Annotated in this window: 18 protein-coding genes; 12 read left to right on the top strand and 6 right to left on the bottom strand. The window is 71.2% G+C overall.

The window, feature by feature from the left end; all coding sequences use genetic code 11:
- Nucleotides 1–38 precede the first annotated feature (38 nt).
- Nucleotides 39–617 carry an Ntn hydrolase family protein gene (locus tag AWX74_RS00845; protein WP_091270530.1) on the top strand — a complete coding sequence of 193 codons (579 nt, stop codon included), beginning with the start codon at nt 39–41 and terminating at the stop codon, nt 615–617.
- A gap of 80 nt (nt 618–697) precedes the next feature.
- Here AWX74_RS00845 and AWX74_RS00840 read toward each other — a convergent pair whose 3' ends face one another.
- Nucleotides 698–1,714: an aldo/keto reductase gene (locus tag AWX74_RS00840; RefSeq protein WP_091270528.1), complete on the bottom strand. Its 1,017-nt coding sequence runs from the start codon at nt 1,712–1,714 to the stop codon at nt 698–700.
- Nucleotides 1,715–1,975: 261 nt separating this feature from the next.
- On the opposite strand from AWX74_RS00840, the gene AWX74_RS00835 reads away from it, so the two are divergent.
- The 4 genes from AWX74_RS00835 to AWX74_RS00820 all read left to right on the top strand — a co-directional run bounded on the left by AWX74_RS00835 (nt 1,976) and on the right by AWX74_RS00820 (nt 6,512).
- Nucleotides 1,976–3,685 (top strand): TerD family protein, encoded by a 1,710-nt coding sequence (locus AWX74_RS00835; RefSeq protein WP_091270526.1) that lies wholly within the window; start codon nt 1,976–1,978, stop codon nt 3,683–3,685.
- A 111-nt stretch (nt 3,686–3,796) separates the two neighbouring features.
- On the top strand, nt 3,797–4,474 hold the full coding sequence (locus AWX74_RS00830; protein ID WP_091270524.1) for an AIM24 family protein: 678 nt from the start codon (nt 3,797–3,799) through the stop codon (nt 4,472–4,474).
- 28 nt (nt 4,475–4,502) lie between these two features.
- The gene (locus AWX74_RS00825) at nt 4,503–5,588 is read left to right on the top strand and encodes an AIM24 family protein (RefSeq protein WP_091270522.1); all 1,086 of its coding nucleotides are present in this window, start codon (nt 4,503–4,505) and stop codon (nt 5,586–5,588) included.
- 624 nt (nt 5,589–6,212) lie between these two features.
- Nucleotides 6,213–6,512 (top strand): hypothetical protein, encoded by a 300-nt coding sequence (locus AWX74_RS00820; RefSeq protein WP_054567085.1) that lies wholly within the window; start codon nt 6,213–6,215, stop codon nt 6,510–6,512.
- Between the two features lie 107 nt (nt 6,513–6,619).
- Here the strand turns inward: AWX74_RS00820 and AWX74_RS39795 are convergent, their stop codons facing one another.
- From AWX74_RS39795 to AWX74_RS00800, 5 genes are all read right to left on the bottom strand, one after another.
- The gene (locus AWX74_RS39795; RefSeq protein WP_165615419.1) at nt 6,620–6,787 is read right to left on the bottom strand and encodes a hypothetical protein; all 168 of its coding nucleotides are present in this window, start codon (nt 6,785–6,787) and stop codon (nt 6,620–6,622) included.
- A 350-nt stretch (nt 6,788–7,137) separates the two neighbouring features.
- Nucleotides 7,138–8,025, bottom strand: coding sequence for a DMT family transporter (locus tag AWX74_RS00815; RefSeq protein WP_091271079.1), 888 nt, complete (start codon nt 8,023–8,025; stop codon nt 7,138–7,140).
- 85 nt (nt 8,026–8,110) lie between these two features.
- Entirely contained in the window at nt 8,111–10,246 is a 2,136-nt protein-coding gene (locus tag AWX74_RS00810; protein ID WP_165615418.1) for a bifunctional phosphatase PAP2/O-acyltransferase family protein, read from the bottom strand.
- A 387-nt stretch (nt 10,247–10,633) separates the two neighbouring features.
- Complete coding sequence (locus AWX74_RS00805) at nt 10,634–11,962, bottom strand: wax ester/triacylglycerol synthase domain-containing protein (protein ID WP_091270516.1); 1,329 nt, start codon at nt 11,960–11,962, stop codon at nt 10,634–10,636.
- A 420-nt stretch (nt 11,963–12,382) separates the two neighbouring features.
- Complete coding sequence (locus tag AWX74_RS00800; RefSeq protein WP_242666008.1) at nt 12,383–13,663, bottom strand: CoA transferase; 1,281 nt, start codon at nt 13,661–13,663, stop codon at nt 12,383–12,385.
- A 29-nt stretch (nt 13,664–13,692) separates the two neighbouring features.
- Here AWX74_RS00800 and AWX74_RS00795 point away from each other — a divergent pair, with 29 nt between their 5' ends.
- From AWX74_RS00795 to AWX74_RS00765, 7 genes are all read left to right on the top strand, one after another.
- The gene (locus AWX74_RS00795) at nt 13,693–14,061 is read left to right on the top strand and encodes a diguanylate cyclase domain-containing protein (protein ID WP_091270511.1); all 369 of its coding nucleotides are present in this window, start codon (nt 13,693–13,695) and stop codon (nt 14,059–14,061) included.
- A gap of 61 nt (nt 14,062–14,122) precedes the next feature.
- Nucleotides 14,123–14,776: a formylglycine-generating enzyme family protein gene (locus AWX74_RS00790; protein ID WP_207550236.1), complete on the top strand. Its 654-nt coding sequence runs from the start codon at nt 14,123–14,125 to the stop codon at nt 14,774–14,776.
- A 104-nt stretch (nt 14,777–14,880) separates the two neighbouring features.
- Nucleotides 14,881–15,285 carry a flavodoxin family protein gene (locus AWX74_RS00785; RefSeq protein ID WP_091271077.1) on the top strand — a complete coding sequence of 135 codons (405 nt, stop codon included), beginning with the start codon at nt 14,881–14,883 and terminating at the stop codon, nt 15,283–15,285.
- A gap of 288 nt (nt 15,286–15,573) precedes the next feature.
- A complete protein-coding gene (locus tag AWX74_RS00780; RefSeq protein WP_091270507.1) occupies nt 15,574–15,819 on the top strand; it encodes a hypothetical protein in 246 nt (81 codons plus the stop codon).
- Entirely contained in the window at nt 15,816–16,217 is a 402-nt protein-coding gene (locus tag AWX74_RS00775) for a type II toxin-antitoxin system VapC family toxin (RefSeq protein ID WP_091270504.1), read from the top strand. Before AWX74_RS00780 ends, AWX74_RS00775 begins: the two co-directional genes overlap by 4 nt.
- A gap of 317 nt (nt 16,218–16,534) precedes the next feature.
- Nucleotides 16,535–17,107 carry a hypothetical protein gene (locus AWX74_RS00770; RefSeq protein WP_193209621.1) on the top strand — a complete coding sequence of 191 codons (573 nt, stop codon included), beginning with the start codon at nt 16,535–16,537 and terminating at the stop codon, nt 17,105–17,107.
- Between the two features lie 263 nt (nt 17,108–17,370).
- Complete coding sequence (locus AWX74_RS00765) at nt 17,371–17,712, top strand: hypothetical protein (protein ID WP_091270501.1); 342 nt, start codon at nt 17,371–17,373, stop codon at nt 17,710–17,712.
- Nucleotides 17,713–17,739 lie beyond the last annotated feature (27 nt).

Raw genomic sequence — 17,739 nt, 5'->3', positions numbered from 1 at the left:
GGTCGGCCCGCCGGAACCACCCGATAACATCTCCAACCGTGACCTGCATCGTCGGTGTGGAGCATGACGGACGGGTCGTGATCGGGGGAGACAGCGCTGGCGTCGCCGGCTGGTCGATCACGGTCCGTGCGGACACGAAGGTCTTTCGTAACGGCGAGTTCATCATGGGGTTCACGGATTCGTTCCGGATGGGCCAGCTGCTGCGTTACAGCCTCGTTCCGCCCGTTCCTCACACCTGGGACCTTGACCGCTTCATGGCCACCGAGTTCGTCTCGGTCGTCCGGGACTGCCTGAGGGAGGGGGGCTACGCGCGCAACGACGCCGGCAACGAGTCGGGCGGCCAGTTCCTGGTCGGTATCCGGGGTCAGCTCTACCGGATCGATTCCGACTACCAGATCGGCCGGACCGTCGACAACTACGATGCCGCCGGCTGCGGCGAGGAGTATGCGCGCGGGTCGCTGCACAGCACCATCGGCGAGGAGCCGGAGGAGCGGGTCCGCAAGGCGCTGGAGGCCGCGGCGCACCATTCCACCGGTGTCTGCCCGCCCTTCCACATCATCTCCGACGACGGCACCCATCGAGACGGCGGCGACATCGACGACCGCACGTCCTTCTAGGCGGGCAGCGACCGTTTTCGGCTGACGAACCAGAAATCCCTGCCGTGACCGCTCCGCCCGGATGGGGGAGCGGCCGTCGGTCAGGTCCGGTTGCCGACGCGCTCCGCGGCCATCGCCGCCCATGACGTCGGGCCGGTGAGCGGTGAGAAGTTCTCCGCCGCGGAGGTCAGCGCGTCGTACTCGCCGTCGGTCAGCGTGATCTCCGCCGCCGCCGCGTTGCTCTCCAGCTGGGCGACGCTGGACGCACCCGGGATCGCGACGACGTTCGGGTGGTGAACAGCCCAGGCCAGGGCGATCTGGGCGACGGTCGCGTCGTGCCCGGACGCCACCTCGCGCAGGACGTCGAGCAGCGGTGTGAGACGAGCCAGGTTCTCGGTGAGGAACAGCGGGTTCGCCTTGCGCACCGCCCCGCGCGGGCGGTTCGTGACGTCGTAGCGCCCGGAGAGCAGCCCCTGCGCCAGCGGGCTGTAGGCGATGATCAGACGGCCCTCGCGGCGCGCGAACGGGATCAGATCGCGTTCGGGCTGGCGGCGGACCAGGCTGTACTGGACCTGGTTGGACAGCACCCGGCTGCCGAGCGCGGTCTCCGCGGCGCGCCAGCGCTCCAGGGAGTAGTTACTGACGCCGACCTCGTCCACGACGCCGACCTGGCGCAGCGAGGCCATCCCGCGCATGGTCGTGCCGTCCCGGATGACGGGGTTGGGCTGGTGCACCTGGTACAGGTCGATCGTGCGCACGCCGAGGCGGTTCGCGCTGGCGATGGCGCGCTGCTCGACCACCGGAGCCACCGGGAGAACCGGGAAGATCTTGGTGGCGACGAACGCCTCCTCCGGCCGCACCGCGGTGGACGTCTCCCCGCCCAGCGCCGCGGCCTCGGCGAGCGCGTCGCCGAGGATGCGCTCGCTGCGCCCGAAGGCATACATCTCGGCCGTGTCGAACAACGTCACGCCGAGCTCGAGGGCACGCCGGACGATCAGCACCGCGTCCGTCTGCGCGTAGGACGAGCCGTAGCCCCATTCGCGCGAGCCGAACTGCCACGTGCCCAGCCCGATCTTGGAGATCTTCTTCGTTGTGGAGACGACATCCACATAGCGCATGGCATCCAGTCAACGCCACCGACGCGCCGAGGGCGAGGGGAGCCGGGAACATCGGAGGATCCTGCGGTGACCCGTCCCATATGTTGCCGGGCCGGCGTACGCCTGTCGGGCCGGTGTACGGCGTGGGCGATGTCCGGGGTCTGACAGGACCGGGCAGGATGCTGGTCCTGCCACCGGCGGCCCGGGCTGCTAGTTTCCCGGACAGTCCGGTTAGTGCGGCTCGTGCCGCGGTGGGCCGGTACGCCGATGGGAGGGAGCGCGGTGGTAACGCAGTTCAGTCGAGGGCAGAAGTCCCAGCTGTCGGCGATCACCGCTGGCACCGACCTGTACATCGGGATCCAGATCAACGCGCCGGGTGAATGGGACGTGTCCTGCTTCGGCCTGGACGGCGCCGACCGGCTTTCTGACGACCGCTACTTCATCTTCTTCAACCAGCCGAAGTCGCCCGAGTCATCGATCCAGCTGCTCGGAGCGCAGTCCGGTGACACCCAGTCGTTCCGGATCACACTGGAGCAGGTCCCCGCGGCCGTCCACAAGCTGGCCTTCTGCGCCGCGCTCGACGGAGCGGGCAGCGCCGCCCAGATCACCTCCGGCTACCTGCGGATCGTCGCCGGTGGTACCGAGGTGCTGCGCTACTCCTTCACCGGCGCGGACTTCTCGGACGAGCGCGCGATCATGATCGGCGATGTCTACCGCAAGGGCGTCTGGCGCGTCGCCGCGGTCGGCCAGGGGTTCCGCGGGGGCCTCGCGGAGCTGATCCGCAGCTACGGCGGAGAGGTGGAGGACGAGCCGGCGGCGCCCCCGGCGGGTGCTCCGTCCTTCGCGCCGCCGCCCGGCGCGGCCCCCGGCGGCGCCCCCGGGTTCGGCGCGCCGCCCGCCCCCGTCTCACAGACCAAGCCGGCACCCGCGCCCGCCTACAACGCGCCCCCGCCCTCGGCTCCCGTTCCGGGGCCCGGGCAGCCGCAACCGGCATACAACCAGGGCTACGGGCAGTCGCAACCGCAGCCGCAGCCTGCGTATGGCCAGGCCGGCGGTGCCCATCAGGGGTACGCCCAGCCGCCCGCGGCGCCGCCCGCCCCACCAGGGATGCCCGGCGGCCCCGGCCACGGCCACGGCGCTCCCGGGCCGGGGATGCCCGGCCAGCAGATGCCAGGCCAGCAGATGCCAGGCCAGCAGATGCCCGGTGGCCCCGGCGGGCCGGGTGGGTTCGGTGGTCCCGTGCCGGGAGGGTACGGAGCCGGCCCGGGCGGCCAGCCGCACTCGCCGGCCGGGTTCCCCGGGCCGGTGCCCTACCTGCCCTCCCAGGCCCAGCCCATCCAGCCGGGCGCCATGAACAGCCTCAACCCGTACCGCGAGGTGCCGACGGCGGGCCGTTGGACCCAGCAGAACGGCAAGCTGGTCAAGGTGACCCTCGGGCCGGACGCACTCGCCCTGCGCGGCTCGATGGTCGCCTACCAGGGCAACGTCGAGTTCGACTACAAGAGCGGGGGCCTGCGCGGCCTGATCGAGGAGAAGCTCACCGGGCAGGGGCTCAAGCTCATGACCTGCCGGGGCAACGGTGAGGTCTTCCTCGCGCGCGACGCCGCGGACCTGCACATCGTCGATCTCGGCAACTCGTCGCTGTGCATCAACTCGAAGAATCTGCTGGCCATGGACGCCACCGTGCGCTCCGAGGTCCGCCGGATCGAGAGCCCCGGCATCCCGGGTGGCGGCTTCTTCCACTTCGAGGTCTCCGGGCCGGGCTCGGTGGTCGTGATGACCAAGGGCACACCGATGACCCTGAACGTCGCCGGGCCGACGTTCGCGGACATGAACGCGCTGGTGGCCTGGACGTCCGGCATGCGGGTGAGCGTGTCGACCCAGGTGCGCGTCTCCCGCACGATCTACGCGGGGGCCAGCGGGGAGTCGTTCGCGCTGCAGTTCATGGGGTTCGCGGGTCACTTCGTCGTCGTCCAGCCCTACGAGGTCTGACATGCGTCCGACGTCTGACATGCGTGCGAGGTCTGACATGTGTCGCGTGGCGGGGCTCGACGGCCCGGGGCGCGGACGGGCAGAGGGTGGACGGGCAGAGGGGAGCGTGCCGTGCAGGGCAGCCTGATGGACCACTACGGTCCGACGCCGGTCATGGATCGGATGAGCAAGCACGGATCCAAGATCGCCAAGGTGGTCATGATGCCGGGCCAGGACCTCTTCGCGAGGGTCGGCTCGATGATCGCCTACGAGGGCCTCATCGACTTCAACCCGCAGCCGCCGCAGCTCGGCCGGATCGCGTCGTCCTGGGCGACCGGCGAGGGCGTGCCGCTGATGACCGCCACCGGGCAGGGCCTGCTCTACCTGGCCGACTACGGCAAGGAGGTCATCGTCGTCCAGCTCGCCGGCGAGGGCCTGTCGATCAACGGCAAGAACATCCTGGCCTTCGACGCCAGCCTGCAGTGGGGCATCGAACGGGTCAAGGGCGTCAACATGCTCTCGGGCATGGGGATGTTCAACGTCGTCGTGCGCGGCCACGGCTGGGTCGCGCTGACGGCCAAGGGCAACCCGATCATGCTGGACACCCGGGAGGCGGCCACCTTCGTCGACACCGACGCGCTCGTCGCCTACACCGACGGCCTGCGGGTGGAGCCACGGCGCACCGCCCGCCTCGGTGGGCTGATCGGGCGCGGCTCGGGCGAGGCGTTCCAGCTCGGCTTCTCCGGTCAGGGCTTCGTCGTGGTGCAACCGAGCGAGGACGAGCGCCCGAGTTTCTCGGTGCGCGGCTGACCGTCGGCGTGGGTGAGAGGATCTGATCATGACGCACGGCGGGATGTACGGCGGTCACCCGGGCGGTAACCCCGGTGGGATGCCAGGGGGGATGCCCGGCGGCTACCCGCCCGGCCCGGGTATGCCCGGTGGCTATCCACCGGGCGGTATGCCACCGGGCGGTATGCCACCTGGGGGCATGCCACCCGGCGGGATGCCTCCGGGCGCGGGAGGTCCTGGCGGGCCGGGCGGTGGCATCCGCAGCAGCCTGCTCGACAACCCCGAGGTCAACAGCAACGAGCGGTTCACGCTGCAGAACGGCAAGATGCTCAAGGCGACTCTCGGCGCCCAGGGCATGCGCGGGTTCTACGCCCGGCGCGGCGCGATGGTCGCCTACCAGGGTGCGGCGACCTTCGACGCCCACTGGGAGGGCTGGGGCTCGCGGTTCCGCAGCTTCTTCAGCGGCGGCGAGGGCCTGAACCTGATGAAGGTCGCCGGCTCCGGCACGGTCTACCTCGCCAACCAGGCGCAGGACATCCACATCCTCGATCTCGCCGGCGACGGACTGACCGTGGACGGCAAGAACGTGCTCGCCTTCGACAAGGCGCTGAACTGGGACCTCGTCCGGATCGACAGCCAGGTCGGGATCGCCGGTGTCGGCAACTACCAGGTCGACCTGCGCGGCGACGGCCAGGTGGTGGTGTGCACCACCGGGGCCCCGCTGGTGATGCGGGTGACCTCGCAGAACTACTACTTCGCGGACGCGGACGCCGTGGTCGGCTGGTCGTCGAGCCTGCAGGTCTCGATGCAGGCGGCGGTCACCTCCAGCGCGGCCTGGAAGCCGCGGGGCAACACCGGTGAGAGCTGGCAGCTGCAGTTCAGCGGTGAGGGCTACGTGATCGTCCAGCCGTGTGAGCTGCTCCCGCCCTATGACGCGCTGGCCGGTTCGGGCCTCGCCGGGCAGTTCGGTCTCGGTCAGGGCGGGTTCGCCGGCAACCAGCTGGGCGGTCACGGCGGAGGCCACGGGGGCGGGCATGGTGGAGGTCACGGAGGCGGCTTCGGTGGCCTCGGCGGCTTCGGCGGTGGCCCGGGTGGGTTCGGCGGCCTGTTCGGCGGCAACCCGGGCCGGCACTAGCCAGCCAGCTCCCTGACCCTTTTGGTAGGCGGCCCGGGGGAGAGACGATCCACCCGGCCTGTCGGGTGCCCGCGGGCTGTGCGGGACGGCCGCGGCGTGGGCTGACGCCCCTCCAGCGCCGTCCGTTCCTTGTCGGCACTCCGGTGCCCACCCGTGGCTGGGTGTCCGCCTGTGGCTGCGGCTGAGCCGGCATCCGCCCTTCGGACTCCGGACTTCGGACTCCGTCACGCTGCCGGCTCCGGAGCAGCCCGTAGTCGACAGGTTCGGCCGGGACGCCCTACCGGGCCGGGACGTGTCTCGCCACGGCGTCCCGGCCCCGGTCCGGCAACGATTCATCGATCATCTTCCGGTGACCATGTCCGCGGCCGGAACTGCGCGACCTGCCGGCCTTTGCCGCGAAGTGACGGGCCCGGTTGATCAGCGGCAGGTTTCGGATCCACACCGCCGGAAAGAAATCATCCCGGTGTGTGCACCGTTTTCCTCTTGCCCGATCTGAGGTAATGGTGAGGCTGATTGCAGCCACGCTCGTTCGGTGACCTGGGATGCGTTCCAGCGGGGGACGGGTAGTGTTCCCCCCGCGTCAACACCTCGTAAATTTCCATCGTGGCGGAAGGGCTCTTTGAAATGACTCAGCAGGAGCAGCAGCAGCAGCGTCAGCAGATCGAGCGGCAGCTGCGCCAGAACTGGCGGCAGCTTCGCTACCGGCTGCTCGACCAGTTCGGTCAGGTCAGCACCTCTGACGTTGATTCGGCGACGGGCATCAACGACCTCATCGCCCGGATCGCCGACAAGACCCACCACAGCGAGCGGTACGTCGAGAACCGGCTGCGGGAGCTCGTCGGCGTAGGCGCCCAGGGCGGACAGTCCGGTGAGCGCTTCGGTGGGGACCAGGGCCAGGAGGGGCAGCGCTTCGGCGACCAGTAACAGCCCCGCTTACAACCGGCCAGGTGCGGAGGGGAGTTCATGGGTGGGAACTCTGCCTCCCCGCCTCTCCCCACGTGCCTGGCCGGCACACCCGCCAGGAGACCCGATCATTCGGTCGCTGCTGTGAGCAGCGACCGAAACTCCAGAAGGTCATCCATAAGCGACGTGTTCTGCACGGTCCGTGGCATCTGGCGAAGCTCCGCCAATATCGCGTCGGTCTCCGCCACTGTCGGGATGCCGTCGACAGAGGCCGTCAGCGACACGATATCAACCACGAGATCACCACCGTGAGGGGTCAAGGGAACGGATGTCCAGCTGGATGTCCGGATGCCTCACTGTTGCATGAAATAATGTAGGCCGTGTTACGTGCGGAGTGCTCGCCGGTTACGGGTGCCGGCCCTCGCCCGGGCGATGCGGGATGATTCCCCTCGTGTGGTGCGGAGATCGCGAGGCGGGCGCGGGTCCTGATCGCCCCGGGCGAGAGAACGGATACGGTTGGCCTGCCGATCAAACCGCGAGCGTGTGCCGGCGATCTGATTCGGCCTGAAATGGCAGGCGCGGCATATGTTGATCCGGCCGGTGGGCCGGGTCCGGGCCGTGGAGGATTTCCGTCCGTTGGCGGACGTCAGGGCAGCTGGCTGCCGGCCCTCGGCAGCGTGGGGGTACGGGCGAGCAGGACGACCCCGACGGTGATCAGTGTGGCGCCGAGCGTGACGCCCGCCAGCTGCCCGGCGGTGCTCGGTACGGGAACGCCGTAGAGCAGAACCGCCAGCACATAGGAGATCACCGGGTTGGTGATGTTCATCGCCGTGATCGTCGGTGCGAGCGGCCCGCTCGCGTAGGCGGCCTGCCCGAGCAGCAGGCTGCTCGCCGTCGCCGCGGCGAGCGCGTAGCCCTCCCAGCTGATCGCCGTATGCAGGATGCCTTCGGTGAGGAGCAGTTCCGTGGTCTCCTTCATCAGCACCGCGGTCAGGGCGTAGAACAGCCCCGCCGCGACGCCGAACAGGCCCGCGCGGGCGGCCGGTGGCCGGCCGAGTGAGATCACGACCAGCAGGCCGGCCAGTGCCACCGTCGCCGCGATCGCCGCGACCAGGCGCGTCTCGTCGATGCCGCCCGAGGCGGGCAGGTCGCCCCGCGCCGACAGCAGCGCGGCCAGGCCACCGCAGATGCCCGCCGCGCCCCACCAGGCACTCGGGGACATCCGCCGCCCGGTGCCGATCAGGCCGAGGGGAAGCGCGAACAGCAGCTGGCAGACCATCAGCGGCTGTACCTCGGCGACCGACCCCAGATGCAGCGCGGCCGCCTGGACGCAGAAGCCGCTGATGTTCGCCAGCCAGCCCAGCACCCACAGCCTGTCCCGGACGAGCTCGGCCAGCAGCCCGATGCCGGGCACGGCGTGCGCGCTGTCGGCGCGGGTCGCGAAGCTGCTGCGGCCGGCGGCGCGTTGCTGCAGCGCGGCCGACGAGGCGAGCAGGAACGCGGCGAGAAGAGCGACGGGGACGACAGCGGGCATGGTCACCCACCCAGGATGGCAACCGGACAGGCAAGATCACGTGATCGGAATTGTCACAGACGGACAGGTGGGTGTCGGGGCCGGTTCAGGCTGATCGGGCCAGTGGCCGCCCGGGAGGTGGCGACGTCCGGGCGCGGCCGGTCAGTTCCGGTGATGTCAGCTCGGCCAGCGCTGCCCGCAGCGCCGTGCCGAAGAGCACCGGGTCGAGCCGGGCGGGATCGACTGTCGCGGCGACGCAGTAGCGGTCGTTCCAGCCGAGCGCACCCACCGAGAGCGGCACCTGCGCGGCGAGCGGGACGATCGGGAAGACGTCCCGCAACGGGCACCCGAGCAGCTCCAGCGGCCGTGGCGCCCCGCGCATGTTCGACACGATCGCGGTGAAGAACCGCGCGCGGTAGACCGAGCGGGCCGCCGCCCGGTGCAGCGGAGCCGGTAGCGCCCCCATGAGGCGCAGGGCCGCGGCGCTCGCCGGCAGACGTCCCGACGCCCTTCGGTCCCGCGCGCGGCGGGTGATCTGCTCGGCGCGCCGGTCCGGCGGCATCGGCCCGAGTGGCACGTCAAGGCGCAGTGCCGCGGTCAGGTTGCCGGGGCCGCGGGGAACGCCGTGCTGATCCGAACCGGGCATGCGCATGGTCACGGGGACGGCGGCGCGCAGCACCTGTCCGGACGGCTCCTCGCCGGCCGCCGCCACGGCCGCCGTGGCGGCGGATCCGACCGCGGCCAACAGCAGATCGGTCACCGTCACCTCCAGCCGGTGGGCACAGGACCGAACCGCGGGAAGCGACCAGGCGGTCGTGAGGTAGGCGCGTGACCTGCCGAGCGGACCGGACAGCGTCATCGGCGGCGCGGCGCCGTCACGGGCGAGGCTCACCAGCCCACTCACGACAGTGGCTGGTCGGGTGACGGGTGTGCGCGCGGCCCGGGCCAGCCGTCGGGCCCGCTCCGGTCCCGGGGCAGGCCCGTCCGGGCTGGTGGTGACGCTGTCGGCCGACGGGTGCAGGTCGGGCGACGGGTGCAGGTCGGTCGGGGTACGCAGGTCGGCCGGGCAGTGCGGGTCCGGCGGGGAGGGCAGGTCCAGGAGGTGGCGCAGCAGCGCCACGACGCCGAGTCCGTCCGCCACCGCATGGTGGACGATGACCACGACCGCCACCCGGTGCGCGCCCAGGCCGCGGACCAGCCAGATCCGCCAGGGCGGGCGGTCCGGGTCGAGCGGCGTCACGCTCAGCCTGGCGACGAGGCCGTCGAGGGCGACCTGCCCCCCGGGTGCGGGCAGGTGCGTCTCGCGCACATGCCAGGACAGATCGATGTCGCCGTCGCTCGCCCAGCGGTGGTGACGCAGCCGGCCCGCCGGCACCACCCGCCGGGTGAGGCGGGACATCGCCGACAGCCGTGCCGCCAGGTGCCGCCGTAGTGCGTCCAGGGTCGGTGCTGGTCCGAGAGAGGTGTCGAGCATCGCCACCCCGCCGACGTACTGGGGGTTGGTGGCGGTCTGCACATGGAGGAACAGTTCGTCGGCCGCGGCCACCCGCCGGGTGCCGCTCGCGGTGGCCCACCGGCCCATCCCGCTGGCGACCGGAGCGGCGACCGCCACGGCCGCGCCACCCGCGACCAGGTCGAGCACGTAGTGGTTCGCCGTCGCGAGGACCACCAGCATCGTCACGCCCAGATGGGCCGCGCCGAACGCCCGGCCGGCCGGGCCGACCCGCCGCGCGCGCATCGAGGCCACCACCATCCACACCGCCCAGGCCACGTGCAGGCTCGGCATCGCCGCGAACTGGTTCGCCCCCGCCGACACCGGCCCACCTCCCCATGACAGCGGCGGATGGTGGATCGCGACGATGTCGACGAATCGCTCCCCGGGCAGCAGCCGTGGGGGAGCGGTCGGCCACAGCGCGAAGCAGGCGACGCCGAGCAGGGTCGTGACCGCCAGGCTGTCACGGGCCCAGCGGTACGTCGGGTCGGCTCGCGCCCACAACACGCCGAGCAGGCCGAAGGTCGTGATGATGTAGGTGGTGGCGTACTCCCAGGCCGCCAGGATCTCCAGCGCCGTGTGTCCGCGCAGCGCGTTGTTGAGCGGCTCCGTCGCGGCGATGTGCAGCCAGCGTTCGACGGCGAGCAGGTCCGCTCCCCGCGCGTCCGCGGCGGACCGGGAGACCGCAAGGCCGTGCGCCACACCCAGGTAGACGCCGAAGATCGCCAGCCCGATCGCGATCTGACACACCGCGTCGACGCCCCGCCCGGCGAAGCGGACCTGCCCGGCCGGGTGTCCGTGCTCGGTCGGGTGTCTGTGCTCGGTCGGGTGTCTGTGCTCGGTCGGGTGTCTGTGCTCGGTCGGGTGTTCGTGCCGTCGCCGTCGCGACGCCCGCTCCACGGCTGGTTCCGGACATTGCGGCGACGGCCACGGCCCGCCCGCGGGCGAGGCGGTGACGTGTGCGCGGTCCGGTGTGCTCAGCGCTCGACGGCTCATATCACGTCCCCCTGCCACGCACAGTGCCCCGAATCGGCACTGGTCACGCCAGGTGTGTGCAGGCCTTCGATCCAGTGAGCGGCGGAGCCGGTCGGCCCAGCCGGTCGGCCCAGCCCTCCTACGCCGACCCGGCAGCGCCCGTCAGTCGAGGGCGGCGAGCTCGGCGAGCCAGCGGTCGGCGAGCTCGGCGTGGCGCGGCACGCTGGCGCTGGCAGTGAACGCGGCGCACACGTGCGCGTCGAGACCGAACAGCGCCACCGACAGGTGCTGCCGGCCGACGAACAGCGGGGGCATACCGATCAGTGTGCGGACCTGTCGCCCCGCGATCGCGTACGGGCCGCGCATCGTTCCGGTGTTGCTCGCGACCAGAGCGACCTCGTGTGCGCGTGATCCGGAGGCGGCGACCCCGGCGAGCATGCGGGGGGAGGCGTTCGGCGGCACCCGGTCCAGGATCCGCCGCTCGATCGTGCCCATCCGCCCGCCTGCCTTGATCCGCCGGGTCTGCGCGGCGACCCGGGCCAGCCGGCGGCGTGGGTCGGGTTCGGCGCAGGGCAGCGGTATCCGTACCCCGAACGTGAAGTTCGAGAGGATCTCCTGCTCGGCCGGGGTGCGCAGGCTGATCGGCATCACCGCGTGGACGGGACGCCCGTACCGGGTCCATTCCGTTCGTGACCAGGTGCGCAGGGCACCGGCGACGGCCGCGAGATAGACGTCGTTCACCGTCGCGGCGTTGCGGCGCGCGATGCGGCGCAGTCTGTCGAGCTCGGCGATCGCCCAGGTGTGCCGGGCCCCGCCGTGGGGCGGGCCGCCCCAGGAGGTGAGCTGCCGGGTACGGGGGATGCCGCGCAGCAGCCCGGACGCCATCCGGGCGTAGTCGCGTCGGGTGGGGGCGCCGAAGGTGGGCAGGTTCCGCAGCGCCGGTTCGCGGTCGAGCCCGAACAGCAGGTGCAGTGCCTGGTGCAGGGCGGCGCCGTCCTGGTGGATGTGGCTGAAACGGTAAACGACCTCGACCCCGTCGGGACGGTGCCCGCGCAGCAGCCAGATCCGCCAGAGCGGGCGGTTGAGGTCGAGGGGCCGGGAGGCGATGCGGTCCATCGCCTCCCGCAGGCCGTCCTGCCCGCTGCCGGCGGGCAGCTCCTCGACGTTGACGTGATACCCGAGGCTGGGCTCGTGGTCGAGCTGCCAGCCGACACCGGCCGCCGATCGCCCGGTCGGTGGGGACAGCCGTTCGGTGAGCGCCGGAGCCTCGGCCAGCCGCGTCGCCACGTGCGCGCGCAGTTCGTGGACGGTCAGCGTCGGGTCGTCGACGCACAGCACGACCCCGGCCTCGAGCCGCTCCCCGGGGTTGAGCCGACTGAAATGCAGGAATGCACGATCACCGCTGGTCAGGGGGCGCAGCGGGGGTCCGGTCAGCGGGGGCCTGGTCGCCGGCGAGGTTCGCGGGGCGCCGTCGACGAATGTCTGAGTCATGAGCAGCTCCGATCGGCGTCATGCCGCGAACCGCGACGGATGACGGGTCGACGCCGGTTCCGAGTGGTCCGTCCAGCCTGGCGGGTCAGCCTATACGCACCCGAACAAGAACACCCGCGGAAAACAACCGGCAAATCGCCCGAAAGTGCCGAACTGGCCAGGCTGTCGGGGCGGGCGCGGGGCCCGGCACACGGCCCCCTGGGGCGGGTCGCTGCCGGAGCGCCGCCAGGCCCGGATGCGCTGCCAGGTCCCGCTGGTCGTAGACAACCCAGACCAGGAAGACGGCCATCGTGGGGCCGTTCAACCCGGACGGTCGCAACGGCGCGACCGTGCCGGAGTCGAGGACGACCGACCAGCCGGCGCGGCCAGCTCCGGTTGGTGTGCTGGCCTCGGACCGCGCGGCGGTCCCGCCGCTCGACGTCAGCCGAAGGCGGGCTCGTCGCGGCCCCAGGGACGGGACGGGAAGGCGTAGTCGTCGAAGCCGGGAATCGCCGGGCGCGCGGTGGTCAGCCGGCCGTGGGTGACCGTCGCGGCGTCGGTGGGCGTCGTCGCCGCCGGATGGCGGGGGTCGCGCCCCGGGGCATCGAGCAGCCAGGTGGCGGTGCGCGCGAGGGAGGTGGCGACGTCGCGGCCCCGGCCGTCGATGGCGCGGGCCGCCAGCGCGTCGATGACCGCCGCCGCGAGGAAGTAGCCCGTGGCGTGGTCCAGCGCCTGCGCGGGCAGGGCGCCGGGGGTGACCCCGTCGTGGCTCTCGATCAGCGCGATGCCCGCGGCGGCCTGGACGATGGAGTCGAACCCGCGCCGCCCCGCCCACGGCCCGGAGTCGCCCCAGGCGTTGATCCGGGCCCGGACCAGCCCGGGAGGTATCCGCAGGCCGAAGGCCTCGATGGCCCCCGGCCGGTAGCCGGTGACCAGGACGTCGGCCCGGTCGAGCAGCTCCTGGGCGCGTGGCAGGTCGGTACGGAGGTCCAGCAGCGCCGAGCGCTTGCCCTGACCGGTGTCGAGATGCTGCCAGGTGATCTCGGCTGGCACCGGTGGGTCCACGCGCAGCACGTCCGCACCGAACAGCGCGAGCGTGCGGCCGCACACCGGCCCCGCGAGGACGCGGGTGAGGTCGAGGATCCGCACCCCCGCCAGCGGCAGCGCCCCGCCGGCCGGCGCACGGGTGGAAGGTGTTCCGGCGGACGATGTCCGGGCGGACCGCGCACCGGCCACGGTGTCGTCACGTTCGGTGGTTCGGACGAGCGGCCCGGTGGCGGCGGCCATGCCAGGGGCGCTGGAGCGCCATTCGGCCTCGGTCCGGACCCGGACGGCGATGGCGCCGACCTGCGCCGCGGCGTCCTCGATCTCGGCCGCGGCGCGGGTCGCGATCACGGCCGCGGCTGCTTCCCGGTCGGCGTCGGCAAGTCCGAGGATCCGCAGCAGCCGGTCGCGGTGGTGCGGATAGTTCGCGTGGGTCCGCAGGTACCCGTCCTGCGTTCGGAAGAAGCCGGACAGTGGTGCGAACGCGTCCGGGCGGGCGTCGCCATCCCGGAAAAGCCGTTCGCTCCCGAAGGCGGCGGCGACGCGCTCGGGGTCGACGACCGCGTCGGTTCCGGGCCCGGCCGCCCCGGCCCGGACGGCAGCCAGCCGCACCGCCTCGACCGAGGCGGTCGCCAGACCCAGCACCGGAAGTGTCGCGGAAAGCCAGGAACCGGTCACCGGAGGAGTATGGCAGTGGAACACGGCCGATGGGGCGTCGGTCGCTGGTCCGAGAATCCGCGCCGGCTGCTCCGCTGACGGCGGTCAGACGGGACATCCGGCTGCGTGCCGCCGTGCGGCCCGGCGACACCGTCGCGCGGCTCGGCGGCGACGAGTTCGCGGCCATCATCGAGGGCGCGACCGACCCCGACGCGCTGGTGGCCCGCCTCATGGCCGAGCTCGGCCGGCCGTGCCCGGTCGGCGGAGCCCGCCGGCGGGTGGCGGCCAGTGTCGGCTACGCCGTCACGCCACAGCGATCGGTCAGTGCACAGGAACTGCTGCGGTCCGCGGACCAGGCGATGTACCAGGCGAAACGCCACCGCCGCTCCCGGGCGGGGCGCGGCGCGATCTCCAGGTAGGCGCGCGGCGCCCACGGAAATATAAGATCAGTTTCTTGTGGACTATGACGTGGAAGGCGCCATGGTCGTCATCCCGCCGGGGCAGGTGACCCTGTCGGATCGGCGGACACGGCGGACATGGCCGGTCGAGCTCGCGCCCTATTCCATTTCCGCCTTCTCTGTCACCCAGGCGTTGTATACCCAGGTGGCCGGCGAGTTTCCGAGCGCTGTTCGGGGCGGGCGGCTGCCGGTCGAGGGAGTCTCCTGGTGGGGCGCCGTGCGATTCTGCAACGAGCTCTCGCGCCGGGAGGGGCTGGCACCCGCCTATGTGATCCGTGCCGGCGACAGCCACGTCGAACGGGACGATTCCGCCGAGGGATACCGGCTGCCCACCGAGGCCGAATGGGAGCACGCCTGCCGGGCCGGGACGACCGGCCCACGGTACGGACCACTCGACGAGATCGCCTGGTATCGAGACAACTCGGCCGAGCGCCCGCACGAGGTCGGCGGCAAGGCGCCCAACGAGTGGGGCCTGTACGACATGCTCGGCAACGTCTGGGACTGGTGCTGGGACACCTACGACGCCGAGGTCTACGGCTCCTACAAGGTGCTGCGTGGCGGAGGCTGGTTCGACGAGCACTGGAGTTGCCGCGCTTCGGTGCGGCGCCGTGGCCATCCGGACTTTCGGGTCGACGACGTCGGCTTCCGCCTCGCGCGTTCGATGATCCCGCGCTGACGGTCCCAGGAAGTGCTCCCTGGCGGGCACCGGGCCACGGCTAGCATGTCGGGGTGCCGACGTTGCTGGTCGTCCATCACACACCGTCGCCGACGACGCAGGCGATGCTGGAGGCAGTGCTCACCGGGGCACGGGACGACGCGATCGAGGGCGTCGACGTCGTCGTCCGCCCGGCACTGGCCGCCACGGCCGTCGATGTGCTCGCCGCCGACGGCTACCTGCTCGGTACCCCGGCCAACATCGGTTACATGAGCGGTGCCCTCAAGCATTTCTTCGACCAGATCTATTATCCCGTGCTTGAGGCGACGGTGGGTCGTCCGTACGCGCTCTACGTCCATGGCAACAGCGACACCACCGGTGCGGTCCGCGGCGTCGAGACCATCACCACGGGGCTGAAGTGGAAGCGCCTGCGCGAGCCGCTGTCGATCCTCGGCGAGGCGGACGCCGCCGCCCGCGAGGCCTGCTGGGAACTCGGGGCGACGGTCGCGGCCAGCCTGATGCCCGGGTGATCTAAACGGGGCCGGACTCAGGGCTCCACCCGCGTGTCCAGGTCCAATGGTCAGCCGCCCGGACCGCCTCGGGTGCGGCGGATCTGGCTGACCATCGGCCCCGATGTTGCCCCGCGCGTCTGTTCTACGACTGGGAACGCGATCCTGCCGGGCTGGTGGCCGGCTCAAGGCGACGTTCCGGCGGGACGGCGTGCGAGCAGCGGAGGTGTCGTGAGGTGCCACGAACGCTCCCGGCGAGGTTGACGCGACGATTCATGCGTGATGCATGAACCGTGGTAGCGTGGATATATGAGCGAGTCTGCCGACGGGGGCATCATCCAGGTGCGCGATGTCGATCCGACGACGCTCGAGGTTCTCCGTGAGCGAGCCAGATCGCTCGGGCAGTCGCTGTCCGGGTACCTGCGGGACCTGATGGATGCCGATGCGGCCACGGAGACCAACGCCGAGGTCATCGCCCGCATCGCACGCGACAGGGAACCGGTGGGGCTCACCATGGACGACATCCTCGCGGCGCGCGACGAGGGGCGGCGTTGACCCTCACGTACGTGGTCGACTGCTCGCTCGTCATAGATGTGCTGTCCGTTCGCGAGGGCGACGAGGTGCTCCGGCAGCGTCTGTCCGCCCCGCGCACGCTGCACGCCCCACACCATCTCGACGTCGAGGTCGCGTCGACAGTCCGCGGGCTTTCCGCCGGAAAGAAGATCACTGCTCATCGTGGCGAGCAGATGCTGGCGGACTACGCGCGCCTGCGGATCACCCGTCATCCGGTCTGGCCCTACCACCCCCGGATGTGGCAGCTGCGGCACAACCTCGGCGCATACGACGCCGCCTACATCGCGCTCGCCGAAGCACTCGGCTGCAACCTGCTCACAGGCGACACCAAGCTTAAGAATGCTGCCGGACACCGCGCGACGGTCATCGTCATCCGGTAGCGGGTACGGGGCGGGTTTTCTCTCGTCCTGCCTGCCGGAGGCCGGCCGGGAAGCGGGGCGTCGGGACGCCCCGCAGTTCTCGAGGCCGCGGTCCGCAGGGTTCCGAGAAGCACGTAGTGTGATCGCGCGACGGACGCGACTTTCTGCAAGTTCTTCGATCAAGCCTACTTCCTTGCTTGGAAGCAGCGATCGGCCGTCCGTACGCCCTCTATGTCCATGGCAACAGCGACACGACCGGATTCCCGCGATCACGGTCGTCGGCGCGACCACTGCATAATTCGTTCGCCCGCGATCGTGGCTACGGGCAGGATCGGCCCATGGACGTCGACGACACCGCGACACTGCGCGCGGCGGCGGCGATGGCGCTCGACTACGCGGCGTCCGTCGACGACCGCGGGGTCGCGCCCGACGCTGTCGCGTTGCGCGGGCTCGCCGCCTTCGATGAGCCGTTGCCTGAGGTCGGCGAGGCGGCGGAAGCGACGCTTCGGCTGCTGCATGACGTCGGGAGCCCCGCGACGATGGCTACGGCCGGCGCTCGCTATTTCGGCTTCGTCAACGGTGCCACGCTCCCCGTCGCGCTCGGCGCGTCCTGGCTGGTCAGCGCCTGGGACCAGAACTCGGCGCTGCCAGTGATGTCGCCGGTGGCGGCGAAGCTGCACGACGTGGCCCGGCGCTGGCTCGTGGAGATCCTCGGGCTGCCGACCGGCACCGGCGTCGCGTTCGTCACCGGAATGCGCGTCAGCGTCTCGTCGTGGAAGACCGACATCCAGGAGTCGGCGATGGCCGCTGCCATCATCCTCGAATGCGCGGCGCGGGTGCGCGCGTCCGCCGCCTCCGCGCGCAACACCGCCCAGGTCACGGAGGACAGCGCGGAAGGACACGGAGCATAGAGGCGTGGAACGCCTGCTTCACCGCGCAGCCGGGTGGATCCGCACCCCGCGGTCCTCGTCGTCGATGCCCTCATCCGAAACGTAGCGTCACAACTCGACGCACGCGACTTTCCGGAAGTTCCGCGACACCATGTCCTACCCGATCTTGGGCGCGACGGTCGGGCGGCCGTATGCGCTCGATCGATGCCCATCTGGCGGATTGAGCGCGTTTGGCGGTGCGCGTCTCCCGGGCTCAGAACACTGCTTGACGTTATGGTTCAAACATGGCCATGCGTCAGGTGAAGGTGATGGCCGACTACTACGCTTTTCCGTTGTGGACCGGCGACGGGATGTTGTCGCCCGAAGCGCTGCCGCTGACCGACGGACTGCGTGACGAGCTCGCCCTGTGGTCGGCTGAGTACACCCGCACGCTGAGTGACAACGGCTACGACTGGCCGAATGAACAGGTCCAGGCCGACTGGAACGGGCGAGGCTACGCTCTGGCGGTCCGCGTAGCACAGGAGTTGGGGCCTTCATACGAGGTCGTGTTCTTCGACGAGCTACGGCAGTGCGTCACCGCGCTGAACAATACGGCGCCTGGTCGGACCAGTCGTCGCCAAGAGTGACTTCTCCGTGACCAGGGTTCGGCGCGC

It is taken from the genome of Parafrankia irregularis (assembly GCF_001536285.1).
GTDB lineage: Bacteria > Actinomycetota > Actinomycetes > Frankiales > Frankiaceae > Parafrankia > Parafrankia irregularis.
This window is presented reverse-complemented; position numbering and strand designations above follow the sequence as displayed.

Excerpts from the sequence above, each read along its gene's own strand:
- AWX74_RS00790 (WP_207550236.1), top strand. The coding sequence starts at position 14,123 with ATGGTCGTCATCCCGCCGGGGCAGGTGACCCTGTCGGATCGGCGGACA.
- AWX74_RS00770 (WP_193209621.1), top strand. The coding sequence starts at position 16,535 with ATGGACGTCGACGACACCGCGACACTGCGCGCGGCGGCGGCGATGGCG.
- AWX74_RS00780 (WP_091270507.1), top strand. The coding sequence starts at position 15,574 with ATGAGCGAGTCTGCCGACGGGGGCATCATCCAGGTGCGCGATGTCGAT.
- AWX74_RS00805 (WP_091270516.1), bottom strand. The coding sequence starts at position 11,962 with ATGACTCAGACATTCGTCGACGGCGCCCCGCGAACCTCGCCGGCGACC.
- AWX74_RS00820 (WP_054567085.1), top strand. The coding sequence starts at position 6,213 with ATGACTCAGCAGGAGCAGCAGCAGCAGCGTCAGCAGATCGAGCGGCAG.
- AWX74_RS00815 (WP_091271079.1), bottom strand. The coding sequence starts at position 8,025 with ATGCCCGCTGTCGTCCCCGTCGCTCTTCTCGCCGCGTTCCTGCTCGCC.
- AWX74_RS00840 (WP_091270528.1), bottom strand. The coding sequence starts at position 1,714 with ATGCGCTATGTGGATGTCGTCTCCACAACGAAGAAGATCTCCAAGATC.
- AWX74_RS00785 (WP_091271077.1), top strand. The coding sequence starts at position 14,881 with ATGCTGGAGGCAGTGCTCACCGGGGCACGGGACGACGCGATCGAGGGC.
- AWX74_RS00825 (WP_091270522.1), top strand. The coding sequence starts at position 4,503 with ATGACGCACGGCGGGATGTACGGCGGTCACCCGGGCGGTAACCCCGGT.
- AWX74_RS00795 (WP_091270511.1), top strand. The coding sequence starts at position 13,693 with ATGGGGCGTCGGTCGCTGGTCCGAGAATCCGCGCCGGCTGCTCCGCTG.
- AWX74_RS00765 (WP_091270501.1), top strand. The coding sequence starts at position 17,371 with ATGGCCATGCGTCAGGTGAAGGTGATGGCCGACTACTACGCTTTTCCG.